The 26,337-nt window shown below is 65.3% G+C and carries 24 protein-coding genes and 1 pseudogene; 6 read left to right on the top strand and 19 right to left on the bottom strand.

The window, feature by feature from the left end; all coding sequences use genetic code 11:
* The 7 genes from I2456_RS07430 to I2456_RS07400 all read right to left on the bottom strand — a co-directional run bounded on the left by I2456_RS07430 (position 1) and on the right by I2456_RS07400 (position 5,750).
* A complete protein-coding gene (locus tag I2456_RS07430) occupies positions 1 to 450 on the bottom strand; it encodes a hypothetical protein (protein WP_085075551.1) in 450 nt (149 codons plus the stop codon).
* 1 nt (position 451) lies between these two features.
* A complete protein-coding gene (locus tag I2456_RS07425) occupies positions 452 to 1,717 on the bottom strand; it encodes a DUF58 domain-containing protein (protein ID WP_085075552.1) in 1,266 nt (421 codons plus the stop codon).
* Between the two features lie 14 nt (positions 1,718 to 1,731).
* Complete coding sequence (locus tag I2456_RS07420) at positions 1,732 to 2,703, bottom strand: AAA family ATPase (protein ID WP_068026465.1); 972 nt, start codon at positions 2,701 to 2,703, stop codon at positions 1,732 to 1,734.
* A 28-nt stretch (positions 2,704 to 2,731) separates the two neighbouring features.
* Positions 2,732 to 3,214, bottom strand: coding sequence for a hypothetical protein (locus I2456_RS07415; protein ID WP_068026468.1), 483 nt, complete (start codon positions 3,212 to 3,214; stop codon positions 2,732 to 2,734).
* Complete coding sequence (locus I2456_RS07410; protein ID WP_085075553.1) at positions 3,211 to 4,173, bottom strand: DUF4129 domain-containing protein; 963 nt, start codon at positions 4,171 to 4,173, stop codon at positions 3,211 to 3,213. Before I2456_RS07410 ends, I2456_RS07415 begins: the two co-directional genes overlap by 4 nt.
* 114 nt (positions 4,174 to 4,287) lie before the next feature.
* Entirely contained in the window at positions 4,288 to 5,151 is an 864-nt protein-coding gene (locus I2456_RS07405) for an SDR family NAD(P)-dependent oxidoreductase (protein ID WP_085075554.1), read from the bottom strand.
* Positions 5,148 to 5,750 (bottom strand): TetR/AcrR family transcriptional regulator, encoded by a 603-nt coding sequence (locus I2456_RS07400; protein ID WP_068026478.1) that lies wholly within the window; start codon positions 5,748 to 5,750, stop codon positions 5,148 to 5,150. Before I2456_RS07400 ends, I2456_RS07405 begins: the two co-directional genes overlap by 4 nt.
* A 44-nt stretch (positions 5,751 to 5,794) precedes the next feature.
* Between I2456_RS07400 and I2456_RS07395 the strand changes: the two genes are divergently transcribed.
* The gene (locus I2456_RS07395; protein WP_085075555.1) at positions 5,795 to 6,931 is read left to right on the top strand and encodes a phosphotransferase family protein; all 1,137 of its coding nucleotides are present in this window, start codon (positions 5,795 to 5,797) and stop codon (positions 6,929 to 6,931) included.
* Entirely contained in the window at positions 6,931 to 8,046 is a 1,116-nt protein-coding gene (locus tag I2456_RS07390) for an Rv3169 family protein (protein ID WP_085075556.1), read from the top strand. Before I2456_RS07395 ends, I2456_RS07390 begins: the two co-directional genes overlap by 1 nt.
* Before the next feature lie 111 nt (positions 8,047 to 8,157).
* On the opposite strand, the gene I2456_RS07385 is transcribed toward I2456_RS07390, so the two are convergent.
* Positions 8,158 to 9,156, bottom strand: a complete 999-nt coding sequence (locus I2456_RS07385; protein WP_085075557.1) for a TIGR03617 family F420-dependent LLM class oxidoreductase — start codon at positions 9,154 to 9,156, stop codon at positions 8,158 to 8,160.
* Between the two features lie 113 nt (positions 9,157 to 9,269).
* On the opposite strand from I2456_RS07385, the gene I2456_RS07380 reads away from it, so the two are divergent.
* Complete coding sequence (locus tag I2456_RS07380; protein ID WP_085075558.1) at positions 9,270 to 10,616, top strand: flavin monoamine oxidase family protein; 1,347 nt, start codon at positions 9,270 to 9,272, stop codon at positions 10,614 to 10,616.
* Here the strand turns inward: I2456_RS07380 and I2456_RS07375 are convergent.
* Complete coding sequence (locus tag I2456_RS07375; protein WP_085075559.1) at positions 10,611 to 11,573, bottom strand: alpha/beta fold hydrolase; 963 nt, start codon at positions 11,571 to 11,573, stop codon at positions 10,611 to 10,613. The two genes, I2456_RS07380 and I2456_RS07375, sit on opposite strands and share 6 nt — an antisense overlap.
* Before the next feature lie 161 nt (positions 11,574 to 11,734).
* Here I2456_RS07375 and I2456_RS07370 point away from each other — a divergent pair, with 161 nt between their 5' ends.
* Positions 11,735 to 13,078 (top strand): flavin monoamine oxidase family protein, encoded by a 1,344-nt coding sequence (locus I2456_RS07370; protein ID WP_085075574.1) that lies wholly within the window; start codon positions 11,735 to 11,737, stop codon positions 13,076 to 13,078.
* A gap of 6 nt (positions 13,079 to 13,084) precedes the next feature.
* Here I2456_RS07370 and I2456_RS07365 read toward each other — a convergent pair whose 3' ends face one another.
* From I2456_RS07365 to I2456_RS07355, 3 genes are all read right to left on the bottom strand, one after another.
* Positions 13,085 to 13,462 carry a nuclear transport factor 2 family protein gene (locus I2456_RS07365; protein WP_085075560.1) on the bottom strand — a complete coding sequence of 126 codons (378 nt, stop codon included), beginning with the start codon at positions 13,460 to 13,462 and terminating at the stop codon, positions 13,085 to 13,087.
* Between the two features lie 34 nt (positions 13,463 to 13,496).
* Complete coding sequence (locus I2456_RS07360) at positions 13,497 to 14,222, bottom strand: DUF2652 domain-containing protein (protein WP_085075561.1); 726 nt, start codon at positions 14,220 to 14,222, stop codon at positions 13,497 to 13,499.
* Positions 14,223 to 14,283: 61 nt separating this feature from the next.
* Positions 14,284 to 14,982, bottom strand: a complete 699-nt coding sequence (locus I2456_RS07355) for a potassium channel family protein (RefSeq protein WP_068026503.1) — start codon at positions 14,980 to 14,982, stop codon at positions 14,284 to 14,286.
* Between the two features lie 183 nt (positions 14,983 to 15,165).
* Between I2456_RS07355 and I2456_RS07350 the strand changes: the two genes are divergently transcribed.
* On the top strand, positions 15,166 to 16,662 hold the full coding sequence (locus I2456_RS07350) for a potassium/proton antiporter (RefSeq protein WP_068165779.1): 1,497 nt from the start codon (positions 15,166 to 15,168) through the stop codon (positions 16,660 to 16,662).
* Between the two features lie 85 nt (positions 16,663 to 16,747).
* Here the strand turns inward: I2456_RS07350 and I2456_RS07345 are convergent, their stop codons facing one another.
* The 7 genes and pseudogenes from I2456_RS07345 to I2456_RS07315 form a co-directional block, all read right to left on the bottom strand.
* Positions 16,748 to 18,925, bottom strand: coding sequence for a glutamine synthetase III family protein (locus I2456_RS07345; protein ID WP_085075562.1), 2,178 nt, complete (start codon positions 18,923 to 18,925; stop codon positions 16,748 to 16,750).
* A 95-nt stretch (positions 18,926 to 19,020) separates the two neighbouring features.
* Complete coding sequence (locus I2456_RS07340) at positions 19,021 to 20,103, bottom strand: sulfate/molybdate ABC transporter ATP-binding protein (protein ID WP_085075563.1); 1,083 nt, start codon at positions 20,101 to 20,103, stop codon at positions 19,021 to 19,023.
* A gap of 15 nt (positions 20,104 to 20,118) precedes the next feature.
* Positions 20,119 to 20,952 carry a sulfate ABC transporter permease subunit CysW gene (gene cysW, locus I2456_RS07335; RefSeq protein ID WP_085075564.1) on the bottom strand — a complete coding sequence of 278 codons (834 nt, stop codon included), beginning with the start codon at positions 20,950 to 20,952 and terminating at the stop codon, positions 20,119 to 20,121.
* Complete coding sequence (gene cysT, locus I2456_RS07330) at positions 20,949 to 21,818, bottom strand: sulfate ABC transporter permease subunit CysT (RefSeq protein WP_085075565.1); 870 nt, start codon at positions 21,816 to 21,818, stop codon at positions 20,949 to 20,951. Before cysT ends, cysW begins: the two co-directional genes overlap by 4 nt.
* On the bottom strand, positions 21,815 to 22,825 hold the full coding sequence (locus I2456_RS07325) for a sulfate ABC transporter substrate-binding protein (protein WP_241007957.1): 1,011 nt from the start codon (positions 22,823 to 22,825) through the stop codon (positions 21,815 to 21,817). Before I2456_RS07325 ends, cysT begins: the two co-directional genes overlap by 4 nt.
* Positions 22,826 to 23,362: 537 nt before the next feature.
* Positions 23,363 to 23,767: pseudogene (locus tag I2456_RS07320) on the bottom strand (MMPL family transporter); the annotation flags it as partial.
* Positions 23,768 to 24,255: 488 nt separating this feature from the next.
* Positions 24,256 to 25,272 carry an NAD(P)-dependent alcohol dehydrogenase gene (locus I2456_RS07315; protein WP_085072923.1) on the bottom strand — a complete coding sequence of 339 codons (1,017 nt, stop codon included), beginning with the start codon at positions 25,270 to 25,272 and terminating at the stop codon, positions 24,256 to 24,258.
* Positions 25,273 to 25,438: 166 nt separating this feature from the next.
* Between I2456_RS07315 and I2456_RS07310 the strand changes: the two genes are divergently transcribed.
* A complete protein-coding gene (locus I2456_RS07310; protein WP_163703807.1) occupies positions 25,439 to 26,029 on the top strand; it encodes a TetR/AcrR family transcriptional regulator in 591 nt (196 codons plus the stop codon).
* Positions 26,030 to 26,337 lie beyond the last annotated feature (308 nt).

Raw genomic sequence — 26,337 nt, 5'->3', positions numbered from 1 at the left:
TCAGCGCAGGAACGGACGGGTGGCCAGCACATAGATCGCCAGTACCGCCAGCGGCGCCAGCAGCGGCAACCACGGCAGTTGCAGCGGGAATGACGTCGCCACCAGCCCGACGAACGAAAAGCCAACGGCGGCAAGGATTGTCGGCCAGCTACCGATGACGACGGCGAAGGGCGAGCCTTCCGCGTGCCGGCATACCAGATAGGCCGCGGCGCACAGCCCCGACACCACGGCCAGCCCGGGAGAAGGATCTGCCAGCACGATCAGCAGCACCGACAGCAGCACCGCCATGGTCGCCGCCGGACGGGAGACCAGACCGACAACGACCGCGACAATGCCGGCAACCGCGACTATGAGCGCCGGGCCCGATGTTTCGACTGACGCCGAGCCGACCATCAGCACACCGAAAATCGACGCCGTGACGCGGCTGCTTGATTGGGCGAGCGAGGCCACGTCAGTGCGCTCCCCGTAGCCGGCCGCGCACCCGGCGCCGCCGGTCGGGCAGCGCCCCCATCGACTGCTCCAGCGTGCGTTCCCCGGGCCAGGACAGTATGTCGACACCGACGGTGGCCATGTCGCGGTACATCGCCGAACGCTGCAGTCCCCACAACCGGACCACCAGCGGGTCCTGTTCCCCCTCGAACGGTGAGGTGTCCAGGACGTCGACGGCAAGCACCACGTGGCCGCGTCTGCGCAAGTTGATCAACGCCAAGGCGAATTCGGTGTCGAGCAGCGTGGAAAACGCAATGACGATGGCGCCGGCCGGAACAGCCGCGCGCGGCGCCAGCGTCCCGGTGGTGTGTTCGAAGCGCTCGGCGACACCCAGCACCGTATCGAGCACCCGGTAGAACTGGCGTTGACCGATGTCAGCACCGAGCCATCGCGGACGGTTGCCGCCCAGCGCGACGATCCCGGCGCGGTCGCTGTGACGCAACGCGGTTTGCACCACCTGAGCCGCCCCGCGCACGACACGTTCGGTCGCCTCGGTCGCCGGTCCCGGCGGCTGTCGATACGTGTCGATCAGCACCACGACATCGGCGGCCCGGTCGGTCAACCGCTGCGTGACATGAAGCGTCCCGCGGCGTGCGCTCACCGCCCAGTTCACCGCGCGCAACTGGTCACCGGGCACATAGGGGCGGATATCGGCATACTCGACCCCCGGACCGATGTGCCGGGTGAGATGGGTGCCCAGCCGATCAAGCAGCTCGGTCTGCGGAATCGAGGTCGACTGCGGCGGAGTCAGCGGGAAGACCACGATGTAAGCGGCGTCGACCGTGCCGGTACCCCGCACCAGGCCGCCACGGGCGAGCAGGTCGACGTGGGCGCGGATCGGGTATCGTCCCCACCGCGCCGCCACCGCTGCAACGGTTTTGGCCGGGCGAGAGTCGGATTCGAGAATTTCGAGTTCCATGCCGTCGACGGCTGACACCGTCAACTCGACCGCCGCGTCGTCGGAATCCGTTGTGACCCAGACGCTTACGCGCGCCTGCTCGGTTTCGAAGCACCGCTGCAGATCCGGCTCACCATGGACCTGGATCGTCGGCACCTTCGGCTGCCAGCTGATCGAGCACAACACCCCGAGCAGCGGGGCGGCGAACGCTATCAGCTGCCAGCGATGTGCGATCACCGCAACAACCAGCGCAACCCCCGCGCAAGTGGTCACTGCCAGCGTCAGAGGCGATGCGCGCCAGCGTATTTCGACGTCGCGAGTTTGGATCACCGGCCAGCCTTAGCTCAGCCATTCGCACGCGGAACGGGCAACCGCCGCAAGAGTTCTCCGACGATATCGGCGCCCTGGATCTTGCGCACCCACATCTCGGGTCGCAAGGTGATGCGGTGCGCGACCGCGGCCATGGCAAGCGCCTTCACGTCCTCCGGGATCACATAATCCCTGCCCTGCAGCAGGGCCCGAGCCCGCGCGAGTTGGACCAGGTCGAGTTCGGCGCGGGGGCTGGCGCCGACGGCCACCTGTGGGTGGTGGCGAGTCGCGGTGGCCAGCGACACCACGTAGTGCAGCACGTCCTCGTGCACCGTCACCTGCTCCACCGATTCCCGCATGGCCAGCAGGTCGTGGGCGTCGACAACCTGATTCACCGTCGGCTCGGCCGATCCGCGGTCCAGCCGACGGCGCAACATCGCGGCCTCGTCGCTTTCGGACAGGTATCGCAGTTCCAAACGGATCGCGAAGCGGTCCAGCTGCGCTTCGGGCAGCGGATAGGTGCCCTCGTACTCGATCGGGTTGTCGGTGGCCAAGACGATGAACGGCATCGCCAGCTTGTGCGTGTGACCGTCGATGCTCACCTGGCCCTCGGCCATCGCCTCCAGCAGCGCCGCCTGTGTCTTGGGCGGGGTGCGGTTGATCTCGTCGGCGAGCAACAGGTTGGTGAAGATGGGGCCGCGGCGAAACTCGAAACGGCCCGATTGCATGTCATAGATTGTCGAGCCGAGCAGGTCGGCGGGCAGCAGGTCCGGCGTGAACTGGACGCGGGTGAAGTCCAGACCGAGCGCCGCGGCGAAGGACCGGGCGATCAGCGTTTTACCGAGGCCGGGAAGATCCTCAATGAGGACGTGCCCGCGCGCGAGGACGGCGGTGAGGATCAGCGTGAGCGCGGCGCGCTTACCCACGACGACGCGTTCGATCTCGTCGAGCACCGCCTCGCAGTTGGCTGTCGTCTCACCAACTGACATAGCGGCCGGCATAGTCATAGGTGAGTCATACCCGGGTCGCCTTCGGTCATACCTGTTCCAGCCGTTGCAGAATTTCCTCCAGGGCCCCGCGACCGGGTCCGGGTCGCTCGTCTCTGGCGTGGGTGACGTTGTTCGGGTTGACCCACTCCCATAGTGCGGGGCCGAACAGCATGCGGCCGGTCGCGGCGAAAGCCGCGGGGTCTTTGGTCAGCCGTTGCCCGGTGGCGATCTCGAAACGCCGCGCCAACATCGGCCGCAGATGCCGATCCCAGTCCGCCCGGGTCGAGTCCGACCACCGGATCGTCGTCTCGGTGTTGGCCAGCCAGCGACGCAGTCCGTCGCGCAGATCGTCGCCGTCCGGCTCGGCCGGCGGGGCGTTCGCGTTGCCCAGCACCCGGCGCATGTTGAGCAGCACCAGAGCCAACGCGACACCGGTCGCGGCGATCACGTATCGGCGATCCTGCATGATGAGCGCCAGCAACTCGATACCGACGATCAAGCAGACACCCAGGGCGATCAGTCTTTTCACACCGGGCTCCGGTTGTCGCGTGACTGGGGAGCCAGTTCGTCGAGGACGAGTTCGAGCACCCGCACCGCGAGCTCGCGGTGCCCTTCATTCATCACATGCGAGCTGAATCGCGCTTCGGCGAACAGATTCACCAGCTGCACGGCGTTATCGGCGTGCAGCGCACGTTGTTGGACGGCGCGGGCCAAGACTTCGCTGGGTGTGTCGAACTCCTGCGGGACGGCGCCGGGCACGTTGGCCAACTCCCGCTCCATCGCGGCGTAGCAGGCGATGATCGCGGCGCGGGGGTCACGGCTGTGATCGGCGATCTCGGCCAGTCCCACCTCGGCCGCACGAACCAGTGCTCCCGAGCCGCTGGGCGGCGCCGGGGCCTCAGCCGGTGTCGCCGCGCCGGTCGCCGCGGGAGTGCGTCGCCGGCGCGTCGCAGCGACCGCTCCCGCTACCAGCAGCACCAGCAGCGGCACCGTGGTGGCCAGCAGGATGCCGAGTGTGTCTCCGGTGCGCTTGTGCGCTGGTTGTGGAGTGCGGGCGGGGGCGGTGCCGGTGGCCGGCGGGGAGCCGCTGGGGTCCGGAGGCGGTGCGGTGACATCGACATCGGGCGGTGCGGTCAGTCCCGACAGCAGCGCGGCGAAGAAGAGCCAGGCGACGACGAGCGCAAGCCCGATCAACACCACACGCCAACTCGGTCGCTCCTTGCCCCGGCCCAGCAGCTCGGGCAGTTGGCCGGCGCTGGGCGCTACGGTGCGCGGATCGCGCAGCTGGGCGATGATCGCGACGGTCAAGATGGCCAGGGTTCCGGCGAGCATCGCAATGATGGCCGCCCACATGGCCCGGTTTTCCCCCGCTTCGGCCAGGCGTTTGCCTTCGTGAGGGGGCAGATAACCCCGCAACGACGCGGCAGCGACGATCACGAGCGCGATCACCAGGACGACGCGCCCCGTCGGCTTGTCGATACCGGGCATGCGCACACCACTCGATCAGTTGCTCGCCGCTTCGCGTTGGGCTTGCTTCATACTGGCACGCCGGCCGGCCGCCCGGCCATGGGCCTGATCAGGCGGGCGAGCCCACCACCTCGGCTAACCGCGCCGAAACGGTGTGAAAGTGCCGTCGAGCACTTGGCGGTGACCGATGGTGCGCCCGGTGACCACGGCCGGGTCGACCAACGTCAGTTCGACGGCGGCACGGGCGAATTCCGTTGCCGAGCCGACTTCATCGAATTCGGTTGCGTAGTAGGACAGGCCCGGTGTGCGGATCGGCAGCGACGGCGACAGGGCGTTCACCGCGATGTTGTGGTCGGCCAGGTCGAACGCCGCACATTGCGTCAGATGTTCCAACGCGGCTTTGGAGCCCCCGTAACCGGGTAACACGCCACCGCTGCGGTCCGCGTACGGCCCGTCGCCGGGTAGCCGGGAAGCCACCGAGCTGATGTTGATGATCGAGCCACCGCCGGCGGCGATCATGTCGGGACTGCTCAGCTGCATCAATTCATAAGCGGCGAACACGGCTATCTCGAAGTGACGGCGGTAGGCACCCAGCGGTGTGCTGACGAATCCCGGCCAGCCGGGCTTGCCGCCGGCCGGTTTGGCCGGTTTGGCACGTGGCTCGGAACCGGGCGCAGGCGGGCGACCGGGTGCGGTGAACGCCGCGTTGTTGACCAGAATTGTGATGGGTCCCAAAGCTTCTCGGGCCTCGTCGACCAAGCGGGTCACGTCCTCGCGGTCGGTCAGATCCGCCCGCACCGCCGCCGCATGGCCACCTGCGGCACGGATGTCGTCGACCGTCTCAGCGATGGTGCCGGGCAACCGGTCATCCCATACCTGCTCGGTGCGACCCACCACCGCCACCGCGGCGCCTTCGGCCGCCAACGCCAAGGCAATTGCGCGGCCCAATCCGCGGCTGGCGCCGGTGACGATGGCGGCTCGACCGGAAAGCCGCGTCACCGGGTGACCCCGTGGACGACGATGGCGGTGGTCTGATCGACCCACGCATCGTCGAGTGTCCGGTCGGGATACAGCAGCATCCGCAGCATCGTTGCCCCTCCGATCAATTCGATGAGCCGGTCCGGGTCGACATCGCGGTGCGCTTCACCGCGCTCGACGGCCTCTTGCAACCGCACCCGCACCGCGGTGAACAGGTCGACGAAGCGCGTCAGAACCCGGGCGTTGAGCTCGGCGTCGGCGGTCATATCCGCCACCAGCCCAGGCAGCGCCGCGCGCACCACCGGGGTGGTGAACACGTCACGAGTAGCCTCGATCATCATCCGGATGTCGGCGGCGATGTCACCGGCCGGCGCCTGCAAGGCGGTCGGCGCCACCGGGAACGCCGCCTCGTGCACCAGCTCGGCCTTGCTCGACCAGCGGCGGTACAGCGCGGATTTGGTGGTGCCGGCGCGCTCGGCGACGGCGGCCAGGCTGAGATTCGAATAGCCGATCTGCACAAGCAGTTCCGCGGTCGCGGTCAGGATGGCCGAATCGATGCGGGGGTCCCGCGGCCGCCCGGCACCGGGGGCCTTGTCAAGGATAGGCGGGTCTGCTTTCATAACGCTACCTACCGTATCGTAATTGCCTCGTGAAGGAGGCACCTGTGTCCCATGAACCGGCGGTCGAAGACGTGGGCCGCCTGCAGCGCTCGAGCCGTGACGTCACGACGCTACCGGCCTTGCTGTCGCGGTGGCTGGCCACCGTCCTGCCCGGCGCCGCCACTCCCGAGGTGCTGGTGGAAAGCGGCATCGATTCGACCGGCATGTCGTCGGAAACGATCGTGTTCACCGCCCGCTGGCAGCAGGACGGTCAACCCGTAGAGCAGAAGTTGGTGGCGCGGGTGGCGCCGAGCGTCGCCGACGTACCGGTGTTTCCGACCTACCGGCTAGACCATCAATTCGAAGCCATCCGCCAGGTCGGGGAACTCACCGATGTCCCGGTCCCCCGGGTGCGCTGGATCGAGACCACCGGTGAGGTACTGGGGACACCGTTTTTCTTGATGGACTATGTCGAAGGCGTGGTGCCGCCCGACGTCATGCCCTACACCTTCGGCGGCAACTGGTTCGCGGACGCACCGGCCGAGCAGCAGCGGGCGCTGCAAGACGCCACCGTCGCTGTGCTGGCGCGGTTGCACTCGATACCCCAGGCCGAGAACACCTTCGGGTTCTTGACCGAGGTATCCCAGGGCGATACCGCACTGCGTCGGCATTTCAATTGGGTGCGTTCGTGGTACGACTTCGCGGTGCCCGACATCGGCCGATCACCCTTGCTGGAACGGACTTTCGACTGGCTCGAAGAGCACTGGCCACACGACACCGCCGCACGTGAGCCGGTGCTGCTGTGGGGTGACGCCCGCATCGGCAACGTCTTGTATCGCGACTTCACCCCCGTGGCAGTGCTGGACTGGGAGATGGTCACCCTCGGTCCACGTGAACTCGATGTGGCCTGGATGATATTCGCGCACATGGTTTTTCAGGAGCTCGCCGGCCTGGCGACGTTGCCCGGCCTGCCCGAGGTGATGCGCGAGGAGGACGTGCGTGCGACCTATCAACGGCTCACCGGCATCGACCTCGGCGACTTGCATTGGTTCTACGTGTATTCCGGCGTCATGTGGGCGTGCGTGTTCATGCGCACCGGCGCTCGACGGGTGCACTTCGGCGAGGTCGAGAAGCCAGACGATGTCGAGTCGTTGTTCTACCACGCCGGATTGATGAAACGGCTGATCGGAGAGGATGGCTAATGCTCGGACCGCTCGACGAGTACCCGGTACATCAAGTTCCTCAGCCGATCGCGTGGGCCGGCTCGTCGGATCGCAACTTCTATGACCGCTCCTACTTCAATGCCCACGACCGCACCGGAAACATCTTCCTCATCAGCGGGATCGGCTACTACCCCAACCTCGGCGTGAAAGACGCCTTCGTATTGGTGCGCCGCGGTGACACCCAGACAGCGGTGCATCTCTGCGATGCGATCGATCAGGACCGCTTGCACCAGCACGTCAACGGCTATCGCATCGAGGTCATCGAACCGCTACGCAAGTTGCGGCTGGTGCTGGACGAAACCGAAGGAATCGCAGCCGATTTGACCTGGCAGGGTCTGTTCGACGTGGTGCAGGAGCAGCCGCACATTCTCCGGTCGGGCAACCGGGTGACGCTCAATGCCCAGCGTTTCGCTCAGCTGGGCAGTTGGAGTGGGAGCATCGTGGTTGACGGTGAGGAGATCGCCGTCGACCCGGCAACGTGGATCGGCAGCCGCGACCGCTCCTGGGGCATCCGGCCGATCGGAGAGCCGGAGCCCGCAGGCCGCCCCGCCGACCCGCCATTCGAGGGCATGTGGTGGCTGTATGTGCCGATGGCGTTCGAGGACTTCGCGATCGTGCTGATCATTCAGGAAGAACCCAACGGATTCCGTTCGCTCAACGACTGCACGCGAGTTTGGCGCGACGGTCGCGTCGAACAACTGGGCTGGCCGCGCGTCACCATCCACTACCGTTCCGGCACCCGAATCCCAACGGGGGCAACCATCGACGCGACCGCTGCCGACGGCACGCCGGTGCACTTCGATGTGGAGTCCAAATTGCCCGTGCCGATCCACGTCGGCGGTGGGTACGGGGGCGATTCGGATTGGCTGCACGGAATGTGGAAGGGCGACAAATTCGTCGAGCGCCTCACCTACGACATGACCGACCCGGCCGTCATCGGCAGGTCCGGTTTCGGCGTCATCGACCACGTCGGACGCGCGCTGTGTCGTGACGGAGATGCCGACCCGGTCGAAGGGTGGGGCCTTTTCGAGCACGGCGCGCTGGGACGCCACGACCCGTCGGGATTCGCGGACTGGTTGACCGTCGCTCCGTGAGCGTCGAGTGTGCGGTCGGGGTACCTGGCCGTGCACCCACGGCGGGATTACGGCCGAAACCCCGCCGTCAGCGCTCACTCGAAACCGTGCGCGCACGCTCGGCACAGCCAGCTACTGCAACCGGTCGATGATTTCGGCCAGCGTCGAAAGGCCAATGGGCGCAGGCTGATACAGGCATACCGTGTCGGAGACACCGTCGACCCGGTCGCGGATGTAGGCGGCGATCTCCGCTGGCGTGCCGCACGCCGCCAGCGTTCGCATCATCTCGTCACTGATCAGCCCACCCATCTCCTGCCAACGTCCCTGTTTGGACATGGCATTCAGCTCGGGCTGCAGGTCTTCCCACCCGTGCGCGGCGAGCACCGGTCGGTACGCCGGGGTGGACCCGTAGAACGCCAACAATCGGCGGGTGCCGGAGTTGGCCTGCTCCCGCTGCGCATCGGTGTCACCGGCCGACACGATGATCTCGGGGATGATCGCGAAGTCTTGGGCACGCCGTCCTGCGGCCTGCAGCCCTTCGCGCACCGCAGGCATGGTGTTGTTCTGCAGGAATCGCTTGGAGCCGAACGGCATGACGAGCAGCCCGTCGGCGTGTTCGGCGGTCGCCCGGGTCAGCCTGGGCCCCAGTGCACCGACATAAATCGGCGGGGCGCCATGGGGATTGGGGCCGGGGTTGAAGGCGGGCGTCATCAGGGTGTGCCGGTAATAGTCGCCGCGAAAGTCCAGCCGGCCGCCGGTTTCCCACGCCGTGAAGATCGCCCGCAGCGCGGCGATCAGCTCCATCATGCGGGCCACCGGCTGATCGAATTGCGCCCCGAACCGCTTCTCGATCTGGGGCCGGATCTGGGTCCCCAACCCCAGGGAGAACCGGCCACCGCTCAACAACTGGTGATCGTTGGCCTGATGCGCCAGATGGATGGGATTGCGCGGGAAGGCGATGGCGACATTCGTCATCAGATCCAATCCCCCGACGCTGGCCGCCAACGTCAGCGGAGCAAACACGTCATGAGGGCCCTCGAAGGTTGCTACACCGCTGGCGCCGGCGTCGCGCAGGGCCCGGGCGCGCTCGGCGGCATCGGCGAGCCCGTACAGGGCGGCAAAGACTTTCAACTACGCCTGCCTGACGACGATTGCTGGTCGGGAAACGGCTTTCAACAAAGCTCGAAACGAGCGGTAGCGCAATTCATGGTACGAATCCGCGTTCATGCGGTTGACTAGAGGGCGTGACAAACCCCCCGTGGATTGTCGACGTGGTCGTAGTAGGCGCCGGGTTCGCTGGGTTGGCCGCAGCTCGGGAGCTGACGCGACAGGGTCACGACGTGCTGGTGTTCGAAGGCCGCGATCGAGTAGGCGGCCGCTCCTACACCGGCAGCGTCGCAGGATCACCAGCGGATATGGGCGGCTCCTTCGTCGGTCCCACCCAGGACGCGGTGCTGGAACTCGCAGCTGAGCTGCGCATTCCTACCATCCCGACCCACCACGACGGCAACAACCTCATCTATTGGCGCGGCTCGGCACGCCCGTACAGCGGCACCATTCCGCGGCTTTCCCTGCTCGGGCTGCTCGACATGGGACGGCTGCGTTGGCAATTCGAACGCATCTCGCGCGCCGTGCCGGTGGCCGACCCCTGGAACGCGCGCCGAGCCGGCCAACTCGACGACGTGTCGCTTGGGCAGTGGCTGCGACTGGTGCGTGCCAGCGCCTCATCCCGCGACCTGATGGCGATCATGTCCCGGGTGACGTGGGGCTGCGAGCCCGACGACGTCTCGCTGCTGCACGCCGCCCGTTATGTGCACGCCGCCGGCGGCCTGGATCGGCTGCTCGACACCGAGAACGGCGCACAGCAAGACCGTTTCCCGGGCGGCACCCAGCAAATCGCCGAGCTGGCCGCCGCGGAGCTCGGTGACCGAGTGGTGCTCGACGCTCCGGTGCGCTGCATCGAGCGGCACGGCGCCGGGGTGACGGTCACGTCCAGCCAGGGCCACGCCGAAGCAGGGTTCGTCATCGTCGCGATCCCGCCCGCCCATCGCACCGCCATCGAATTCAACCCGCCGCTGCCGCCCGAGTATCAGGAGTTGGCCCGGAACTGGCCGCAGGGCAGCCTCAGCAAGGCCTACGCGGCCTACGACAAGCCGTTCTGGCGCGCCAAGGGATTCTCCGGGCAGGCATTGCTGGACCGGGGACCGGTGTTCATCACCTTCGACGTCAGCCCGGATGCCGACGGGCCCGGCATTCTGCTCGGATTCGTCGACGCCCGCGCGTTCGACTCGCTGTCCGCCGATCAGCGCCGCCGCGAGACGCTGCGTTGCTTCGCGTCGGTGTTCGGCGACGAAGCCCTCGACCCGCTCGACTATGCCGATCACCGTTGGGGCACAGAGACATTCGCGCCCGGTGGTCCGACCGCCGCGGTGCCGCCCGGCTCATGGACCAGATTCGGTCGGTATTTGCGAGAGCCGGTCGGGCCCATTCACTGGGCCGGGACCGAGACGGCGGATGAGTGGACCGGTTTTTTCGACGGCGCGGTCAGGTCCGGGCAGCGTGCGGCGGCCGAGGTGTCGGCGAAGCTATGAGATCCGCTGCACCGGGGCGGTGACAGATTCGAGCAGCCCGCGCAGCTGACGGTTGACCTCGTCGGGTTGCTCCATCATCGAGCAGTGCCCGCCGGGCAACTCGACCAGAGCCACGACATTGGGTGCGGTACTTGCGATTTGGCGGGCCTGACTGATCGGGGTCAAGCGGTCGCGGTGACTGCCGATCACCAGTGTGGGGACGGTCAGGCCGTCCAGGTTGAGATGCCGGGAGCCGACCTCACCGACCAGCATCCGCGCGCAGCCGCCGCGCCCGCCGGGTGAGGTCTGCGCGAAGAGCTCGTAGACGAGCTTGGCGACACTGCGGTCGGCATCGCCGCCCACCGCCATCATCGCGACCAGGTATTGCGTGGGAAACTTCACTGCTCCAGGCAGCGGGAAGCCGCCCACGACGTTGATCAGGCCGCGGCCGGCCAGCACCCGGGCCGCCGACAGCCCGCGGGGCACCGAGAGCAGTTTGAGCTTTTTCAGCAGGTCACCGGTGGTGGTGTTGATCAGCGCGACGGCGTCGGCACGGCGCGAGACCTTGTGGCGATAGCGTTGCGACCACGCGGCGATCGTCATGCCGCCCATCGAGTGCCCGGCGATCACCGCACGTTCGTGCGGCGCCAAGGTGGCGTCCAGGACGCAATCAAGGTCGGAGGCAAGGGCTTTAAGATTGTAACCACCGCGGCGCGGGCTGCCGCTTCGACCGTGACCGCGATGGTCGAATGCGATGACGCGGTAGTCGGTGGACAGGTCGGCGATCTGATAGGCCCACGCGCGTATGGCGCAGACGAACCCGTGCGTGAGCACGATGGGATAGCCGTCGGGCGGCCCGAACACCTCTGTGTGCAACGGCGTTCCGTCGGCGGCGCGGACGGTGAGGGTGCGACTCGGCGGCAATACTTCGGGCGGTGGGCAAACCACTGCGCCGCGGGTGGACTTCCGAGCACTCATCGCCGCTCCCCCCATCCAAGCGGCTCCATTGCCGCCTCCAGGTTTCCGCGAGTTTACCCGCGCGCCGCACCTTCAAACCGCTATTCCTCAACATGCGCCAAATAGAGACTAAAAGTCCTGGTCGGTCTCGTCGATGTGAGACCCTGACAGGCGTGTCCGACATGTCTCGTCGGGGTTTCCTGGCGGCGACCATGAGCGTGGCAGGCGCCGGGATCGCCGGGTGTGCCACGGACCGTTCAAAGCCCCCGACATCGGACACCCGGTCGGTGCTGGTCGTCGGCGCCGGGATCGCGGGTCTGGCGGCCGCACGCCAGCTGGCCGACGCCGGCCGGGCGGTGCGGGTGATCGAGGCCCGCAACAGGATTGGCGGCAGAATCACCACCACTCGAGACTGGGGCGTGCCGCTGGAAATCGGGGCCTCCTGGGTGCACGGCGTCACGAACAATCCGCTGACGGATCTGGTGGCCCAGTCCGGGATGAAGCTCATAGCCACCGACTACGACAAGTGGGCTCGGCTGGTGGTCGATCCGGGCCTGCAACCGATGGACTACGACCAGCGGCAGTGGCGAAAGTTCGTCGCCGATGCGCGCGCGGAGGCGGACGGCGGAAGCCTGGCCGCTGCGGTGAACGGGGCCGCCAACCGAGACGAACTGACCGACCAGGAACATGCGGAGCTCGGGTTCTACGTGCGCACCCAGATCGAGCAGGAGTACGCGGCCGACGCCGACCAGCTTTCGGCGACGACGTTCGACGAAGGCAACTACACCAGTGGCGACCAGGCCGTCTTGTCGAACGGCTACGACGCGGTGCCGCGGCTGCTTGCCGAGGGTCTCGACATCGTCTACAACGCCGCTGTCACCGACGTTGTGCGGCGAGCGGAGTCGGTTACCGTGCGGGCGGGCGGGCGCCAGTTCGACGGGTCGGCGGCGATTGTCACCGTTCCCCTCGGAGTGCTCAAAACCGACGCCATCCGGTTCGATCCGGCGTTGCCCGAAGGGCACCTGCATGCCGTGCGCGCGTTGGGGTTTGGTGTGCTGTCCAAAACACACTTCCGATTCGACCGGCGCACCTGGGATAAGAACAACGCGTTCTACCAGTTTCTCGGCACTGAGCCGGGGTGGGTACAGTGGTTCAGCTTGCCGGTGAGCGCCGGGCCGATCATGGTGGCGTTCAACGCGGGTCACTTCGGCAGATCCGTCGAGGCGATGGCGGGTGCCGATTTGATAGCCGGTGCACTTCCCACAGCTCGCCGGTTGTTCGGCGACGACATTGCGCCGGTTGGGGTGCTCAACTCGGGTTGGACCCTGGACCCATATGCGTTGGGCGCCTATTCATTTCACGCACCTGGTTCCGGCCTGGACGATCGGCGTCGCCTGCAGGAACCGATCGGTGATCGCTTGTATTTCGCCGGTGAGGCGGTCGGAGTGGACAACCCGGCTACCGTCCATGGTGCGTTGCGCAGCGGTCAACATGCCGCATCGGAACTGCTGCGGCGCCTAGGGTGAGCCGGGTCAGTAGTTTTCGAGCGCGGTCACGCCTCGCCAGCTCGGCCACGTCGTCTCCCAGACTCGATAGATCTTGCCATCGCGGTAGGCGGCGATGAGGACCACCTCGATCCGAGTCGGAGGCTCACCGGCGCGCGAGGTGGTGATCCAGATTCGGCCGGCGACCTTGTCCGCCGCTTGGACCCACGCCTGCTCGTCGTACTCGACGGCGTAGTGGATTGCCGTGCGGTACAACGAGCGGTGGCTGTCGCGGAATGCGGCGTAGTCCTGCGTCAGCCCGTCGGAGTTCATCACGAAGTCGGGGTGGTAGTAGTGCTCGATCACGTCGGCGTTCTTGGCAATGACCATCTGGTCGAACATCTCTTTGAGCAGCGCGACGGACACCGCAGCGATGCTAGCCCCGGTCAGCCGGTCGCCGTCATACCGCCAGTTGTTCGGGGGCCCGGCCGAGGTTGCGGAAGCCGACAGCCGGCTTCTTGATGCCGACCATGAACGGCAACGTCTTCATTTCCAGGTTGAGTTTCAGCGAGAGCCGGCTGAGCGTGCCGCGCGCAGGCGCCGACGGCGCGACGTCGGCCGTGGCCAGGTCCAGATAGAAGGTCGACGTTTCCCCGATGCCTTCGAAATGGTGGACAAGCGGCTTGGACAGCTGACGCATCGACTCCTCGAGGCACTCCGCCACGACTTCGGTCATCAGCACGTATTCGGGTATCGGCACCGAGTTCTTCAGCATGCGGTGCACCAAGATGACATCGAGGCCGGCAAGTTCGGTACGCCTCTTGACCTTCTGCTCGGCCACCTCACCCACGTGCGCAACGAATTTCAGCGACAACTTGCCCAGTTGTGAGCAGCTGGCGCAGTCGCACAGCGCGTCCTTCTGGAACCGTTCCTTGCGGGCGAGAAATGATTGCCGCATCGCCGGGAGCCGCTCACAGACCGTGCGGGCATCGCCGTTGGGTGCCCAGAAGAAAGCGGCGTCGCCTTCCAGTTTCGCCAGTTTGAGGCCTTTGCCGGCATCGATGACGGCCTCCAGCAGTCCGGCCACCGCTTGCTGGGCGTGGGCCAGATGCAGCCGGTTCCAACTCATGTAGTGCGTGTATCCGCCGATGTCCGCAATCAGCAGAACGGCGCGCCGAATCGCCATGACTAGGGGATTTTAGTGCGCCGACGCGACTTGGTCGATCGCGGTGCGGCGCGCCGGGCCCTCAGTGCTCGCGCGGGGCCGCAGCGGGCGGGAGGTTCAGCTCGGCGGTGTGCACGGCGGCGCCGAAGGAACCTTCCAGAGCGCTATCGGCAACGAACAACATCTCGTCGCCCGCCTTGAGCACGTCGTCGGACTGCGGAACCACCACTTTGTCACCGCGCACGACGGTGACCAACGCGGTGTTGCCCGGCAAAGCCAGCGCCCCCACCCGCTGCCCCACCAGCGAATTATCTTCGGGCAGCGTGAGTTTCGTGATGGCGGCCTGCCCTTCCCGCAGTCCCATCAGTCGGACCAGGTGACCCACATCGATGGCGCCCTCGATGCCGGCGACCATGGCGCCGGGTGTGGAGACCGCCACATCGATACCCCACGCCTTGGTGAACAGCCACTCGTTGCGGATTTCGTTGATCCTGGCCACCACCCGAGGCACTCCGAATTCGACTTTGGCCAGCAGGCCCACCACCAGGTTCGCCTTGTCGTCACCGGTCGCAGCGATCACCACGTCGCAGGTGTGGGCACCAGCCTCTTGCAGCGCCGACAATTCGCAGGCGTCGGCGTTGAGCCAGTCCGCGTCGGGCACCGTGTGTGGTTCGAAGTTGCTGCGGTTGCGTTCGATCAACAGGATTTTGTGGCCGTAGTCGAGGAGCTCCTGCGCGACGGACCGGCCGACTTTGCCGGCACCGGCAATCCCGATTCGCATTTTTCGCCTCGCCACCTAGTCATCATGTCCCATTCCGGCCCTGACGGCGCGGGCAGTCGGCGTCGCACGGCGCGCGTGGGGCAGCCCAGTCCTGATTTACTGGCAGCACCTCATTGTCGATCCGGCGCTCCTTCCGAAGGGTCGCGCCGTCGACGACCGCTGCCGAGAATCGAACGGACCCGCATGAGTTTGGACCAGCTGTATCTGACGCTGTTGATCGGCGGCCTCGTGCTGCTGGCCAGCATCGTCGGTACCCGGGTGGCCACTCGGGTCGGCTTTCCCAGCCTGCTGTTCTTCCTGCTGGTCGGCGTGGTGGTCGGCGAGGACGGGCTCGGTTTGCAGTTCGACGACGTCGAACTGGCCCGGAACGTGGGCACTGCGGCGCTGGCCGTCATCCTGGTCGAGGGCGGGTTGACCACGCGATTCTCCGACATCCGCGACGTGTTGGCGCCCGCGTCGGCGCTGGCCACCCTCGGAGTGGGTATCAGCACCGCGGTCACCGCGGTGGGGGCCCATCTGTTCCTGCATATCGACTGGCAGCTGGCCCTGCTGTTGGGAGCGATCGTCTCCTCCACCGACGCGGCAGCGGTGTTCTCCGTGCTGCGCGTGCTGCCGTTGCCGCGGCGTCTGGCGGGACTGCTCGAAGCCGAGTCCGGCTTCAACGATGCGCCCGCGGTGATTCTGGTGCTGGTATTCAGCGCCGTTCCGTTCGTGTTCGAGCCGGAGGCGGCGGCGGTCAACCTGGTCTACGAGTTGGTCTGCGGCTCGGCGATCGGATTGGGCGTCGGATACCTCGGCAGTGTCGCGCTGCGCCGTGTCGCGTTGCCGGCATCCGGGTTGTACCCCATCGCGACCTTCGGCTTGGGGATCGTCGCGTTCGCCGCCGCGGGCAGTGTGCACGCGAGCGGATTCATCGCCGCGTATCTGGCCGCGGTGGTGTTGGGCAATTCGGGAATGCACCACCGGTCGGCCACCCGATCCTTCGCCGAGGGACTCGGCTGGTTGGCCCAGATCGGATTGTTCGTGTTGCTCGGTTTGCTGGTGGATCCCAGCGAGCTTCGACACGACGTGGCCCCGGCGGTTGTCATCGGACTGGTGTTGCTGCTGGTGGCCCGGCCCCTGTCGGTAATGGGAGCCCTGGTGGGGTTCCACATTCCGTGGCGTGATCAGGTTTTTCTGTCCTGGGCGGGGTTGCGCGGCGCGGTGCCGATTGTGTTGGCGACATTCCCGGTCGTCGCGGGAGTGCGCGACAGTACTCGGCTACTCAATATCGTCTTCGTGCTCGTGATGGTGTTCACGTTGGTGCAAGGGCCCAGCCTGCGTCCCCTCGCACACCGGCTGGGGCTGATCTCCCGCGAAGCGACCCGGGAGATCCAGGTCGAAGCCGCGCCCCTGGACGTGCTCGACGCGGAGTTGCTGACCATGACGGTTCAACCGTTGTCCCGCTTGCACAACGTCACGATCTTGGAGCTGCGCCTGCCCGACCCAGCGGTGATCACCTTGATCATCCGCAACGGTCACACCTTTGTGCCGGAGCCCGACACCCGCATCGCCACCGGCGACGAGTTGCTGATCGTGACGACGAGCAAGACCCGAGCCGCTGCCGAATCGCGACTTCGTGCGGTGAGCCGGCGAGGCAAGCTCGCACACTGGTTCGACGAGTACGGCGAGGTGGAGTGACGCCGCCAGGTTGGGCCGTCGGGCGTGGGGCGAAGGATCACCAAGTTCCGCTCATGCGGACAAACCCCACGCCCGACGACGTCTGTCAGAGGATGTAGAGCATCTCCTGATAGGTGGGCAGCGGCCACAAGTCATCTGCCACAACGCCTTCGAGCGCGTCGGCGGCGGTGCGCACCGCCTCCATCGCCGGCAGCAGCGACTGTTGAGCGTGCTTGGCTTCCGCGAGTGCCGAATCCGCACTGTGATCGCCCAGCGCTGATTGCAGCGTCGCCAGCGCCGCGGTCAGATCGGCGAGCGGAGCCGAAACCGCTTCCAGCGCAGCCATGTTCGGCTCTATCCCGGCGGCTTTCAAGGTCGCAACGTTTTGGGCCAGCTCGGTCTGGTAACGGATCGCGGCGGGAAGGATGATCGTCGTCCCGATTTCGGCTGCCAGCTTCGCTTCCACTGCGACCGTCAGTGCGTACTGCTCCAGACGGACCTCGTAGCGGCTGTGCAGCTCACGTTCGTTGAACACCCCGTATTTCTCGAAAAGGGCGACCGAGTCCGGCTTGATCAGCTCCGGGATGGCGTCCAGAGTCGTCTTCAGGTTCGGTAGGCCCCGCTCGGCGGCCTCGATCTGCCAGTTCTCCGAGTACCCGTCCCCGTTGAACACCACGGCGCCGTGTTCGGTGATGACATCGGTGAGCAGCGCCTGCACCGCCGCGTCGAAGTCCTCGCCGTCGTCAACCGCCTTCTCCAAAATGGTGGCCAGGTAATCGAACGAGTCCGCCATGATGGTGTTCAGGACGATCATCGGCACGGCAACCGTCTGCCCGGAGCCTGGGGCCCGGAACTCGAACCGGTTGCCGGTGAACGCAAATGGGCTGGTGCGGTTGCGGTCGCCGGCATCGGTGGGCAGCGGGGGTAGCGTGTCGACACCGATGATCATGGTGCCCTTGCCTTTTGACGAGGTCGCGGCGCCCTTGGCGATCTGTTCGAACACATCGGCAAGTTGTTCGCCGAGGAAGATCGAGATGATCGCCGGCGGTGCCTCGTTGGCACCCAAGCGGTGGTCATTGGTGGCCGAGGCGACCGAAACGCGCAGCAGCCCGGCGAATTTGTGCACGGCCCGTATCACCGCCGCGCAGAACACCAGGAACTGGGCATTCTCGTGCGGGGTGTCACCCGGCACCAGCAGCGATCCCAGCTCGGAGTTGCCCACCGAGAAGTTGACGTGCTTGCCCGATCCGTTGACGCCGGCGAACGGCTTCTCATGGAACAGGCACTCCATACCGTGCTTTTTGGCGGTCGCCTTGAACACTCTCATCAGCAGCTGCTGATGGTCGGAAGAGATGTTGGCCCGCTCGAACATCGGCGCGACCTCGAATTGGCCGGGTGCCACCTCGTTGTGCCGCGTCTTGGCCGGGATGCCGAGCTTGAACAGTTCGCGCTCGGTGTCCATCATGAAGCCCAGGACTCGTTCCGGTACCGCGCCGAAGTAGTGGTCGTCGAACTCCTGGCCTTTGGGCGGTTTGGCGCCGAACACGGTGCGACCGGCGTTCACCAGGTCGGGCCGCGCCAGAAAGAAGTGCCGATCGACCAGGAAGTACTCCTGCTCGGGGCCACAGAACGACACGACCTTGTTCAGCTCCTGGTGGCCGAACAACTTCAGGATGCGCTCGGCATGGATGCCCATCGCCTGTTGGCTGCGTAGCAGCGGGGTCTTGTAGTCCAGCGCTTCACCGGTCATCGAGACGAACACCGTGGGGATGCACAAGGTGTTGCCGTTGGGGTTTTCCAGGATGTACGCCGGGCTGGTGACGTCCCACCCTGTGTAGCCGCGGGCTTCGAAGGTGCTGCGCAGTCCACCCGACGGAAAGCTGGAGGCATCGGGCTCGCCCTGGATGAGGGTCTTGCCGGCGAACTCGGCGAGCGTCTGACCGTCGGAGATGGGTTCGAGGAAGCTGTCGTGCTTCTCGGCGGTCAGCCCGGTCATCGGGTAGAACACGTGCGCGTAGTGGGTGGCGCCGCGTTCCAGCGCCCAGTCTTTCATCGCCACGGCCACGGTGTCGGCGACGGCCGGGTCAAGCTTGACGCCCTTCTCGATGGTCGCCACGACCGACTTGTAGACCGATTTCGGCAATCGCGCCTGCATCTCGGCTTTGGTGAAGACGTTCGCGCCGAAGATTTCGCCGGGCGTCTCGCCGGGGACGAAACTGATCGCCGGGGGGATGTATGCCTCGACGTTGTTGATCGCCTGCAGGCGAACCGCGTTCGCGCTCAAATGAGTTCCTATCACTACGGTGGACCGACCCACCGTAGGAAGGTTGGATGGCGATTCTGTTACGGCCGCGTCAACGCTGCAAGGCAATGCCCGCGTCAGACCGACGACGTGACCGCTGACTGTTGATCGACCTCCTCACCGCCGCCGGTCACCGGGTGACCGATCGGTGGTACGCGGGTGGCGCGGACGTAGACGGTGTCGCCTTCGCGTAGGGCCAGTGCTTCGGCGTCGCCGCGGGTGATCTGCGCGGAGAACGGGGTGTCGGTGGCCGCGTTGGTCAACTCCACCCGCACCTCGAAGCCCAGAGTGACCACGCGGTCGACGGTAGCCCGGACCACGCCGATGGACTCGGCGCTGCCGTCACCGCCGGCGATGGCCATGTCGGGTCGGCGGCCCACCCGAATGTCATGCGGGCGCACCAACGCCCCGTTGAGCGCCGAGACCGCCCCCAAAAACGACATGACGAACGCGTTCGCCGGGGCGTCATACACCTGCGTGGGCGTGCCGACCTGCTCGATGCGGCCCTTGTTGAGCACCGCGATGCGATCGGCCACATCCAACGCCTCGGCCTGATCGTGGGTGACCAACACCGTGGTCACATGCACCTCGTCATGCAACCGACGCAACCACGCCCGCAAATCCTCACGCACCTTGGCATCCAACGCACCAAAGGGCTCATCGAGCAACAACACCTGCGGATCCACCGCCAACGCCCGCGCCAACGCCATCCGCTGACGCTGACCCCCAGAAAGCTGATTGGGATAGCGGGTGTGAAAACCGCTGAGCCCCACCACCTCTAACAAATGGTCAACCTTGTCTTTGATCTCAGCCTTGGGCCGCTTGCGGATCTTCAACCCATAAGCCACGTTGTCGCGCACCGTCAAATGCTTGAACGCCGCATAGTGCTGAAACACAAACCCGATCCCACGCCGCTGCGGCGGCACCCGCGTCACATCCCGGCCATTGATCGTCACCGTCCCACTATCGGGCTGATCAAGACCGGCGATCGTGCGCAACAACGTCGACTTACCCGACCCACTGGGCCCCAACAACGCCGTCAACGACCCGCTGGGCACCACAAAATCCACATGATCCAACGCCACGAAATCGCCATACTGCTTATACGCATCACGCACCGTGATCGCATAGTCAGCCGGTTGTCTCTGTGTTTCAGACATTTGCGTATCTCCTTGTCAAGCCTGCTGTTTCGCTCGGGCCCGGCGAAGCAGCAGGACCCCCTTGACGATCAGAAAAGCAACCGCAACGCCCATCATCAACGTGGAGAGTGCATAGGCGCCGTATACCGCTCCGCGGTTGTACCGGTCGTTGACCAGCAGCGTCAGTGTCTGGGTGCTGCCGGGTAGGTTGGACGACACCATGATCACCCCGCCGAACTCGCCCAGGGTGCGGGCGGTCGTGAGCACGATGCCGTAGGTCAACCCCCACCGGATGGACGGCAGGGTGATCCGCCAAAACGTCTGCCACCAACCAGAACCCAGCGTTGCGGCCGCTTGCTCCTGTTCGGTACCTACTTCGGCGAGCACCAACTGCACTTCACGGACGATGAACGGCATGGTGACGAAGATGCTGGCCAACACGATTCCGGGAACACCGAAGATGATCCGGAAACCCAGGTCTTTCTCGATGAAGCCGAGGGCACCGGCTGAGCCCCACAACACGATCATCGCGACCCCGACGATGATCGGCGACACCGCAAACGGCAGATCGACGACCGTTTGCAGCACAGCACGGCCACGGAACCGGTTGCGGGCTAGCAGGAGCGCCGTCGGCACACCGAAGACGACGTTGAGCGGCACGACGATGACCAAGACCAGTAGGGACAGATGCAGTGCGGATATGGCCGCTGGTGTGGTGATCCACGCCCAGAATTGCCCGAACCCGGGCCGGAAGGTGCGCCATAAGATCAGCGTGGCCGGGACGATCAACATCACGATGATGTAGGAGGACCCGACGAAGCGGATGAGGTAGCGAGCCCACGACGGCGGTGCGGCGGCGGCAGTGGTCACGACGACTTCTCCTCACGTTTGGCCCTGCGTCCACCGACCATGCGTAAGCCGAACAGCACGGTGAACGACATCGTCAGCAACACAATGGAAATCGCTGCGGCGGCAGTGCGGTCGTCGTTCTCGATCAATGCGCGTATCCATTGAGAGGAGACTTCGGTCTTGCCCGGGACCGCCCCACCGATGGTCACCACCGAACCGAATTCGCCGATGCAGCGCGCGAACGCAAGACCTGCACCGGACAACACGGCCGGCAGCAGCGACGGCAGCACCACCGAGCTGAACACTTTGCGGCCGTTGGCACCCAGCGACGCGGCGGCCTCTTCGACTTCCCGGTCGATCTCCCGCAACACCGGTTGCACTGCGCGCACCACGAACGGCAGCGTGACGAACGCCAGCGCCATCGCCACTCCGGGTGGGGTGTGCTGCAGGTGCAGATGCACTGGGCTGTTGGCGCCATACAGCGCCAGCATGACCAAGCTGGTGACGATGGTGGGCAGCGCGAACGGCAGGTCGATGACTGCGTCGAGTAGGCCTTTGCCGACGAATTCGTCACGCACCAGCATCCAGGCGACCAGCACACCGAACAGCACGTCGAGGAGCGTGACAACAACCGAGACGATCAAGGTCACCTTGAACGACTCCAGTGCGGCGTGCGAGGTGACCGCCAACCAGAAGTGCTGCCATCCACCGCCGATTGCCTGCCATGCGATCGCGGCCAGCGGCAGCAGCACGATGACCGACAACCATAGCGTCACCACACCGACGCGCAGCGGCGTGCTGCTGGGCTCGCCGGCGGCACCGGTAGCCGGTGCCGGGGTCGTTTCATGGTCGGGTGGGACGAGTTCGGGCTGAATCGCCGCGGTCATCCGGTGGCCTCCAGATAGATCTTGGTGATGCTGCCGGTGCCGCGGTCGAACAATTGGGGGTCGACCGCGCTCCATCCGCCGAGGTCGGCAATGGTCCACAATTTGACCGGGACCGGGAATTGGTCACGGAAGTCGGCGGCAACGGCCGGATCGACCGGACGGAAACCGGCTTGCGCCCAGAGCTTTTGCGCCACGGCGCTGTACTGAAAATTCTTGAATGCAATCGCGGCCTCCAGCTGGGGACTGGTAGTCACCACCGCTACCGGGTTCTCGATTTTGAAGGTCTGGGGAGGATTGACGTGTTCGACTGGGTGCCCCTGCCGTTCGGCGGCGATGGCCTCGTTCTCATAACTGATCAACACGTCACCGCTGCCTTCGATGAAGACGTCGGTGGCCACGCGCCCCGACCCGGGACGCAGTTTCACATGCTCCCGCACCAAGCTGCTGATGTAATCGACGCCGGCTTGACTGTTGCGGCCACCGCCGCTCTTGACCGCATACGGGGCCAACAAGTTCCACTTCGCCGAGCCCGAACTCAGTGGACTGGGTGTGATGATCTCCACGCCAGGCCGCAGCAGATCGTCCCAATCCCTGATGTTCTTCGGGTTGCCCTTGCGGACCACCAAGGTGACCACCGAACCGAAGGGAATTCCCTTGCTGCCCTGGGCGTTCCAGTCCGCGGACACCTTGCCGGCCTTGACCAGACGGGTGATGTCGGGTTGCACGGAGAAGTTGACGACGTCGGCCGGCTTGCCGGCGACCACGCCGCGGGATTGGTCCCCTGAGGCCCCGTAGGACGTGATGACTTGGACGCCCCGACCTTCCTCGGACGCGTTGAACGCGGGGATGACCTTGCTCCATCCCGGCTCGGGGACCGAATAGGCGACGAGGGTGATGCTTCTGTTGATCTTGGCCAGGCCGCCGCCACCGACGATGTCACTGGCACCACCATGACACGCGGCCACGACGGCCACGACGAGCAACAACACGACATGCCGCGGGCGCATTGCGCGGTTGATGTCGTGGAACATTGGCTGACCTTTCCTGTGTGAGTTGTGATTTGGGCATGGGAGGCCGAATTGAGCGGTTGAGGATGTGGCGCCTTCACCCGACACCCGCGGATAGGTCAGCGACAACAGCGCATGACGATGCAGCACACCAACACACCGGATGCCGCAGACATGGCGCAAAAACTAACAGAGGTCATCCGCGCGGGCAGGACACGTCTCGTGCTGTCATGAGCACACGCAGGACGTGGTGCGGCCGCCCGATGATCCGGTCTGCCGCTGCCACCGACTCCCCTGATCAGGCTCCCGGCGCGCGGGGTGCAGGCGTGCCGCGGTGATGCCACGTGAGCATGGTTTGTTGCGCCTCAGCAAACACACTGTTGCAGTGCGGCTTTGCCCGCGAGGGCGGTTGTTCCGGCGCGCAACCCGGCACCGCGAGCCGAAGTTCGGCACTGCGGAGCCCGATGGGCCGACGCGTCGGTTGACTTTCCGACGCGCAGCGGGCACGCGCGTGTTCTCCGGCTGTTCTCATAAACTTCACGGTGATGGAAACGAGAGTCGTGGGGCCGCGCCCGCCTCGCTGAACCCGATTCGACTATGCAAGCGGGTCAGCACCTTCGGCGCCCACCAGTTGTATCGACCCAGCACATGCATGAACGCCGGCACCAGCAACATCCGCACCAGCGTGGCATCGGCAAGTACCGCCACCGTCAGGCCGAAGCCGAACAGGCGCATGAACGACACCTGGGCGGCCATCAGCGCCGCGAAGGAGATCGCCATGATCAGTGCCGCAGCCGTAATGACCCGGCCGGTATGGGCCACTCCCAGCGCAACGCTCTTGTCGTTGGCGCCCCAGCCGCGGTGTGAGGACAGCCAGTACTCGCGGATGCGGGAAATGAGGAACACCTCATAGTCCATCGACAGACCAAAGGCGATGCAGAACGAAGGACTGGCAGCTCGAACTCGAAGCCGCCTATTACGCTCAACACCAGAGCGCAGCTCTACATTAGAAAGTCTCCGGACTTCCCGAGGCGATTCAGGGCATGAGAACCGAGTCGCTTCGTCAAGGTCACCGAGGTGCCGCCGTCCACGGCCAGCTTTACTCAATTCACATAGCTCGAGTCATCGGGGGCGTGAAACCGCGCGGCTGTCGCAATCTCTTAGGGGCACGCCATTGCGCCTCGCGGAATCAAAGCATCGAACTGAAGCTTAGTGTCCGGCTCGAACGGCGCGAACATTCGCTCTTGAATCGGTGTCCAGACCTGCCCTGGACTCAGCATAGTCGCTCGCATCTTCCGATCTATTAGTTCGTTGAGCCACGTGCGGGAGAAGGAACGCAACGCAGCCTTACTCGCCAAGACACGCTGTAGTTGGGTGCCCCCTCGGACCGAGGTGATCGAGCTCGCCACCCACTCGAATCGGTTCGACTACTACGCGGATACGACGGCGCGGAACCGGACATCGCCGGAGCGAGCTCGCGCGATTGCGCGATTGATGTCGGCCATCGGAAACGTTTCGACCAGTGGTCGCACTCCGGTGCGGGCGGCAAAGTCGAGCATAAGTCTGGTTTCGTGCTGTGACGCCGGCACTCCCCCGAAAATGGCCTTCTCCGACACCAGCAGAGAAATGGGACTGACCTTTACTGCACTGTCTGGCATACCGACGATGCTCAGTATCCCCTGCGGCTTTAACGCGGTGAGGTACTCATCCCAGGGCAGATCACCAGACACCGTACTCAAGATGAAATCGAAGGAGCTCGATGCTTGGGCTAATTCGTCGGTGTCGCGGGTCAGGATGAAATGATCGGCACCCAACTCATGGGCCAAGTCGCGTTTGCCGGCAGAGGTGGAGATTGCGGTTACGTCGCATCCCCAGGCGCGGGCGAACTGAATCGCGAGGTGACCGAGTCCCCCGATACCGACGATGGCGATGTGGTCAGTCGGCCTGACGCCGTGCCGGACAAGCGGCGCGAAGACCGTGACGCCCGCGCAAAGCAGCGGACCAGCGTCCTGCAGTTCGATGGCATCAGGGAGTGGATAGGCAAAGCGCCAGTCGCTGGCACGCACCGAGGAGGCGAAGCCACCGCGGTCTCCGCGCAGAACGGTGTCATCGCGACGCGCGCAGAGTTGCTGACGGCCGGTCAAACAGAATTCGCAGCTCATGCACGAGCCGGCGATTGCGCCGACGACGACGCGTTGGCCGACAGCGAGTTTGTCGGTGTCCACTAGGGAACCGACGGCGGACACCACGCCGGCGGCCTCGTGGCCGGCGACCAAGGGGAAGTTCGCATAGCCCCAGTCGTTGTCAATCATCACCACATCGCTGTGACAGACCCCGCAGTGAGTGACCGCGACGTCAACCTCGAGCGGCCCGAGCTCTCCGGCTTCGTAGGTATAGGGCGTGAGTTCGGCGCCGGCGGAAGTGGCGGCATAGGCATTGACACGCATGGGGGTTCCTTCGACGTTTGTTCTACCAACGGTTTGAGGCGTAGCACCAACAGGCGGCACGCCACACTCGAGACGAGCGGAACGCTAACTAACTAGTTTGTTTCGCGGCAACGGTACCTCTGCCAGGACAACCTTGTCAAACCAACCAGTTAGTTACAATGATGGTATGAAAGACGTACCCGTCACTCGCCGCCGCATTCTCGATGCGGCGGCAGCAGAGTTCGCGCAGTACGGCATCGCCGGAGCCCGAGTCGACCGTATTTCAGCGAAGGCCCAGGCCAATAAGGCGCAGCTATACTCTTACTTCGGCAGTAAGGATGGACTGTTCGACCAAGTCTTCAACGAGCTTGCCGCGACGCTCATGGGCACGGTGCCCTTCAACGCCGACGACCTACCGGGTTATGCGGCAAGGCTCTACGACACCTGTCTTGAGACACCCGAGATCGTGCGCCTTGCTACCTGGGCGCGCTTAGAGCGCGTACAAGTCGGTGAATTCTCGGAAGCGATGCGCGGTGACACGAAGCGGAAGGTCGACCAGATTGCAGAGGCCCAACGGAAGGGCGTTGTCAATCCAACATTCGACCCCTGCGACGTGCTCGCTATGGCGATGGCCATGGCGTTGGCGTGGTCTCCCGCCAGTCTGTTCTACACTGCAACTTCTAGCGATCCAGATGAGGACAACGCCCGGCGAAGACGCGCGCTTATCGACATGGTGCGAAATGCGTTGACTGACTCGCGGCACCACGAGGATCAATGACGGGGCCTTACGCACAAATCCCGGTTTTCGAGCGTCGCCGTCTCGCCCAGCACTGGCCTGAAACACCGCACCGCTCTGCTTTCGCCGGTTGGATGCCAAAGGCGCTGGCGACTCCTCGCCGACATCTCGAATTCGTCGACCAGCGCTGCTCGGACGTCGGCCACCGTAGGTGCCGTGGGATCGCTGATGGATCTTGGTGATCGTATCGGCCACAATGAGTCGGCGGATCTCGCGATCGGGCACCGTCCGCCGACGGTGATATTGCAGATTGGGTCGGGCCAATCCCCTTGTCCGGCAAGCTGATCGGG

It is taken from the genome of Mycobacterium kubicae, assembly GCF_015689175.1.
GTDB classification, from domain to species: Bacteria; Actinomycetota; Actinomycetes; order Mycobacteriales; family Mycobacteriaceae; genus Mycobacterium; species Mycobacterium kubicae.
Note: the sequence above shows the minus strand (reverse complement) of the source record. Positions and strands in the feature narration are given on the sequence as shown.

Bases quoted from the DNA above. Each gene is read 5' to 3' on its own strand.
- I2456_RS07420 (WP_068026465.1), bottom strand. From the start codon at position 2,703: ATGACTATGCCGGCCGCTATGTCAGTTGGTGAGACGACAGCCAACTGC.
- I2456_RS07410 (WP_085075553.1), bottom strand. From the start codon at position 4,173: ATGCCCGGTATCGACAAGCCGACGGGGCGCGTCGTCCTGGTGATCGCG.
- I2456_RS07400 (WP_068026478.1), bottom strand. From the start codon at position 5,750: ATGAAAGCAGACCCGCCTATCCTTGACAAGGCCCCCGGTGCCGGGCGG.
- I2456_RS07390 (WP_085075556.1), top strand. From the start codon at position 6,931: ATGCTCGGACCGCTCGACGAGTACCCGGTACATCAAGTTCCTCAGCCG.
- I2456_RS07375 (WP_085075559.1), bottom strand. From the start codon at position 11,573: ATGAGTGCTCGGAAGTCCACCCGCGGCGCAGTGGTTTGCCCACCGCCC.
- I2456_RS07370 (WP_085075574.1), top strand. From the start codon at position 11,735: ATGTCTCGTCGGGGTTTCCTGGCGGCGACCATGAGCGTGGCAGGCGCC.
- I2456_RS07360 (WP_085075561.1), bottom strand. From the start codon at position 14,222: ATGGCGATTCGGCGCGCCGTTCTGCTGATTGCGGACATCGGCGGATAC.
- I2456_RS07355 (WP_068026503.1), bottom strand. From the start codon at position 14,982: ATGCGAATCGGGATTGCCGGTGCCGGCAAAGTCGGCCGGTCCGTCGCG.
- I2456_RS07350 (WP_068165779.1), top strand. From the start codon at position 15,166: ATGAGTTTGGACCAGCTGTATCTGACGCTGTTGATCGGCGGCCTCGTG.
- I2456_RS07340 (WP_085075563.1), bottom strand. From the start codon at position 20,103: ATGTCTGAAACACAGAGACAACCGGCTGACTATGCGATCACGGTGCGT.
- cysT (WP_085075565.1), bottom strand. From the start codon at position 21,818: ATGACCGCGGCGATTCAGCCCGAACTCGTCCCACCCGACCATGAAACG.
- I2456_RS07325 (WP_241007957.1), bottom strand. From the start codon at position 22,825: ATGCGCCCGCGGCATGTCGTGTTGTTGCTCGTCGTGGCCGTCGTGGCC.
- I2456_RS07315 (WP_085072923.1), bottom strand. From the start codon at position 25,272: ATGCGTGTCAATGCCTATGCCGCCACTTCCGCCGGCGCCGAACTCACG.
- I2456_RS07310 (WP_163703807.1), top strand. From the start codon at position 25,439: ATGAAAGACGTACCCGTCACTCGCCGCCGCATTCTCGATGCGGCGGCA.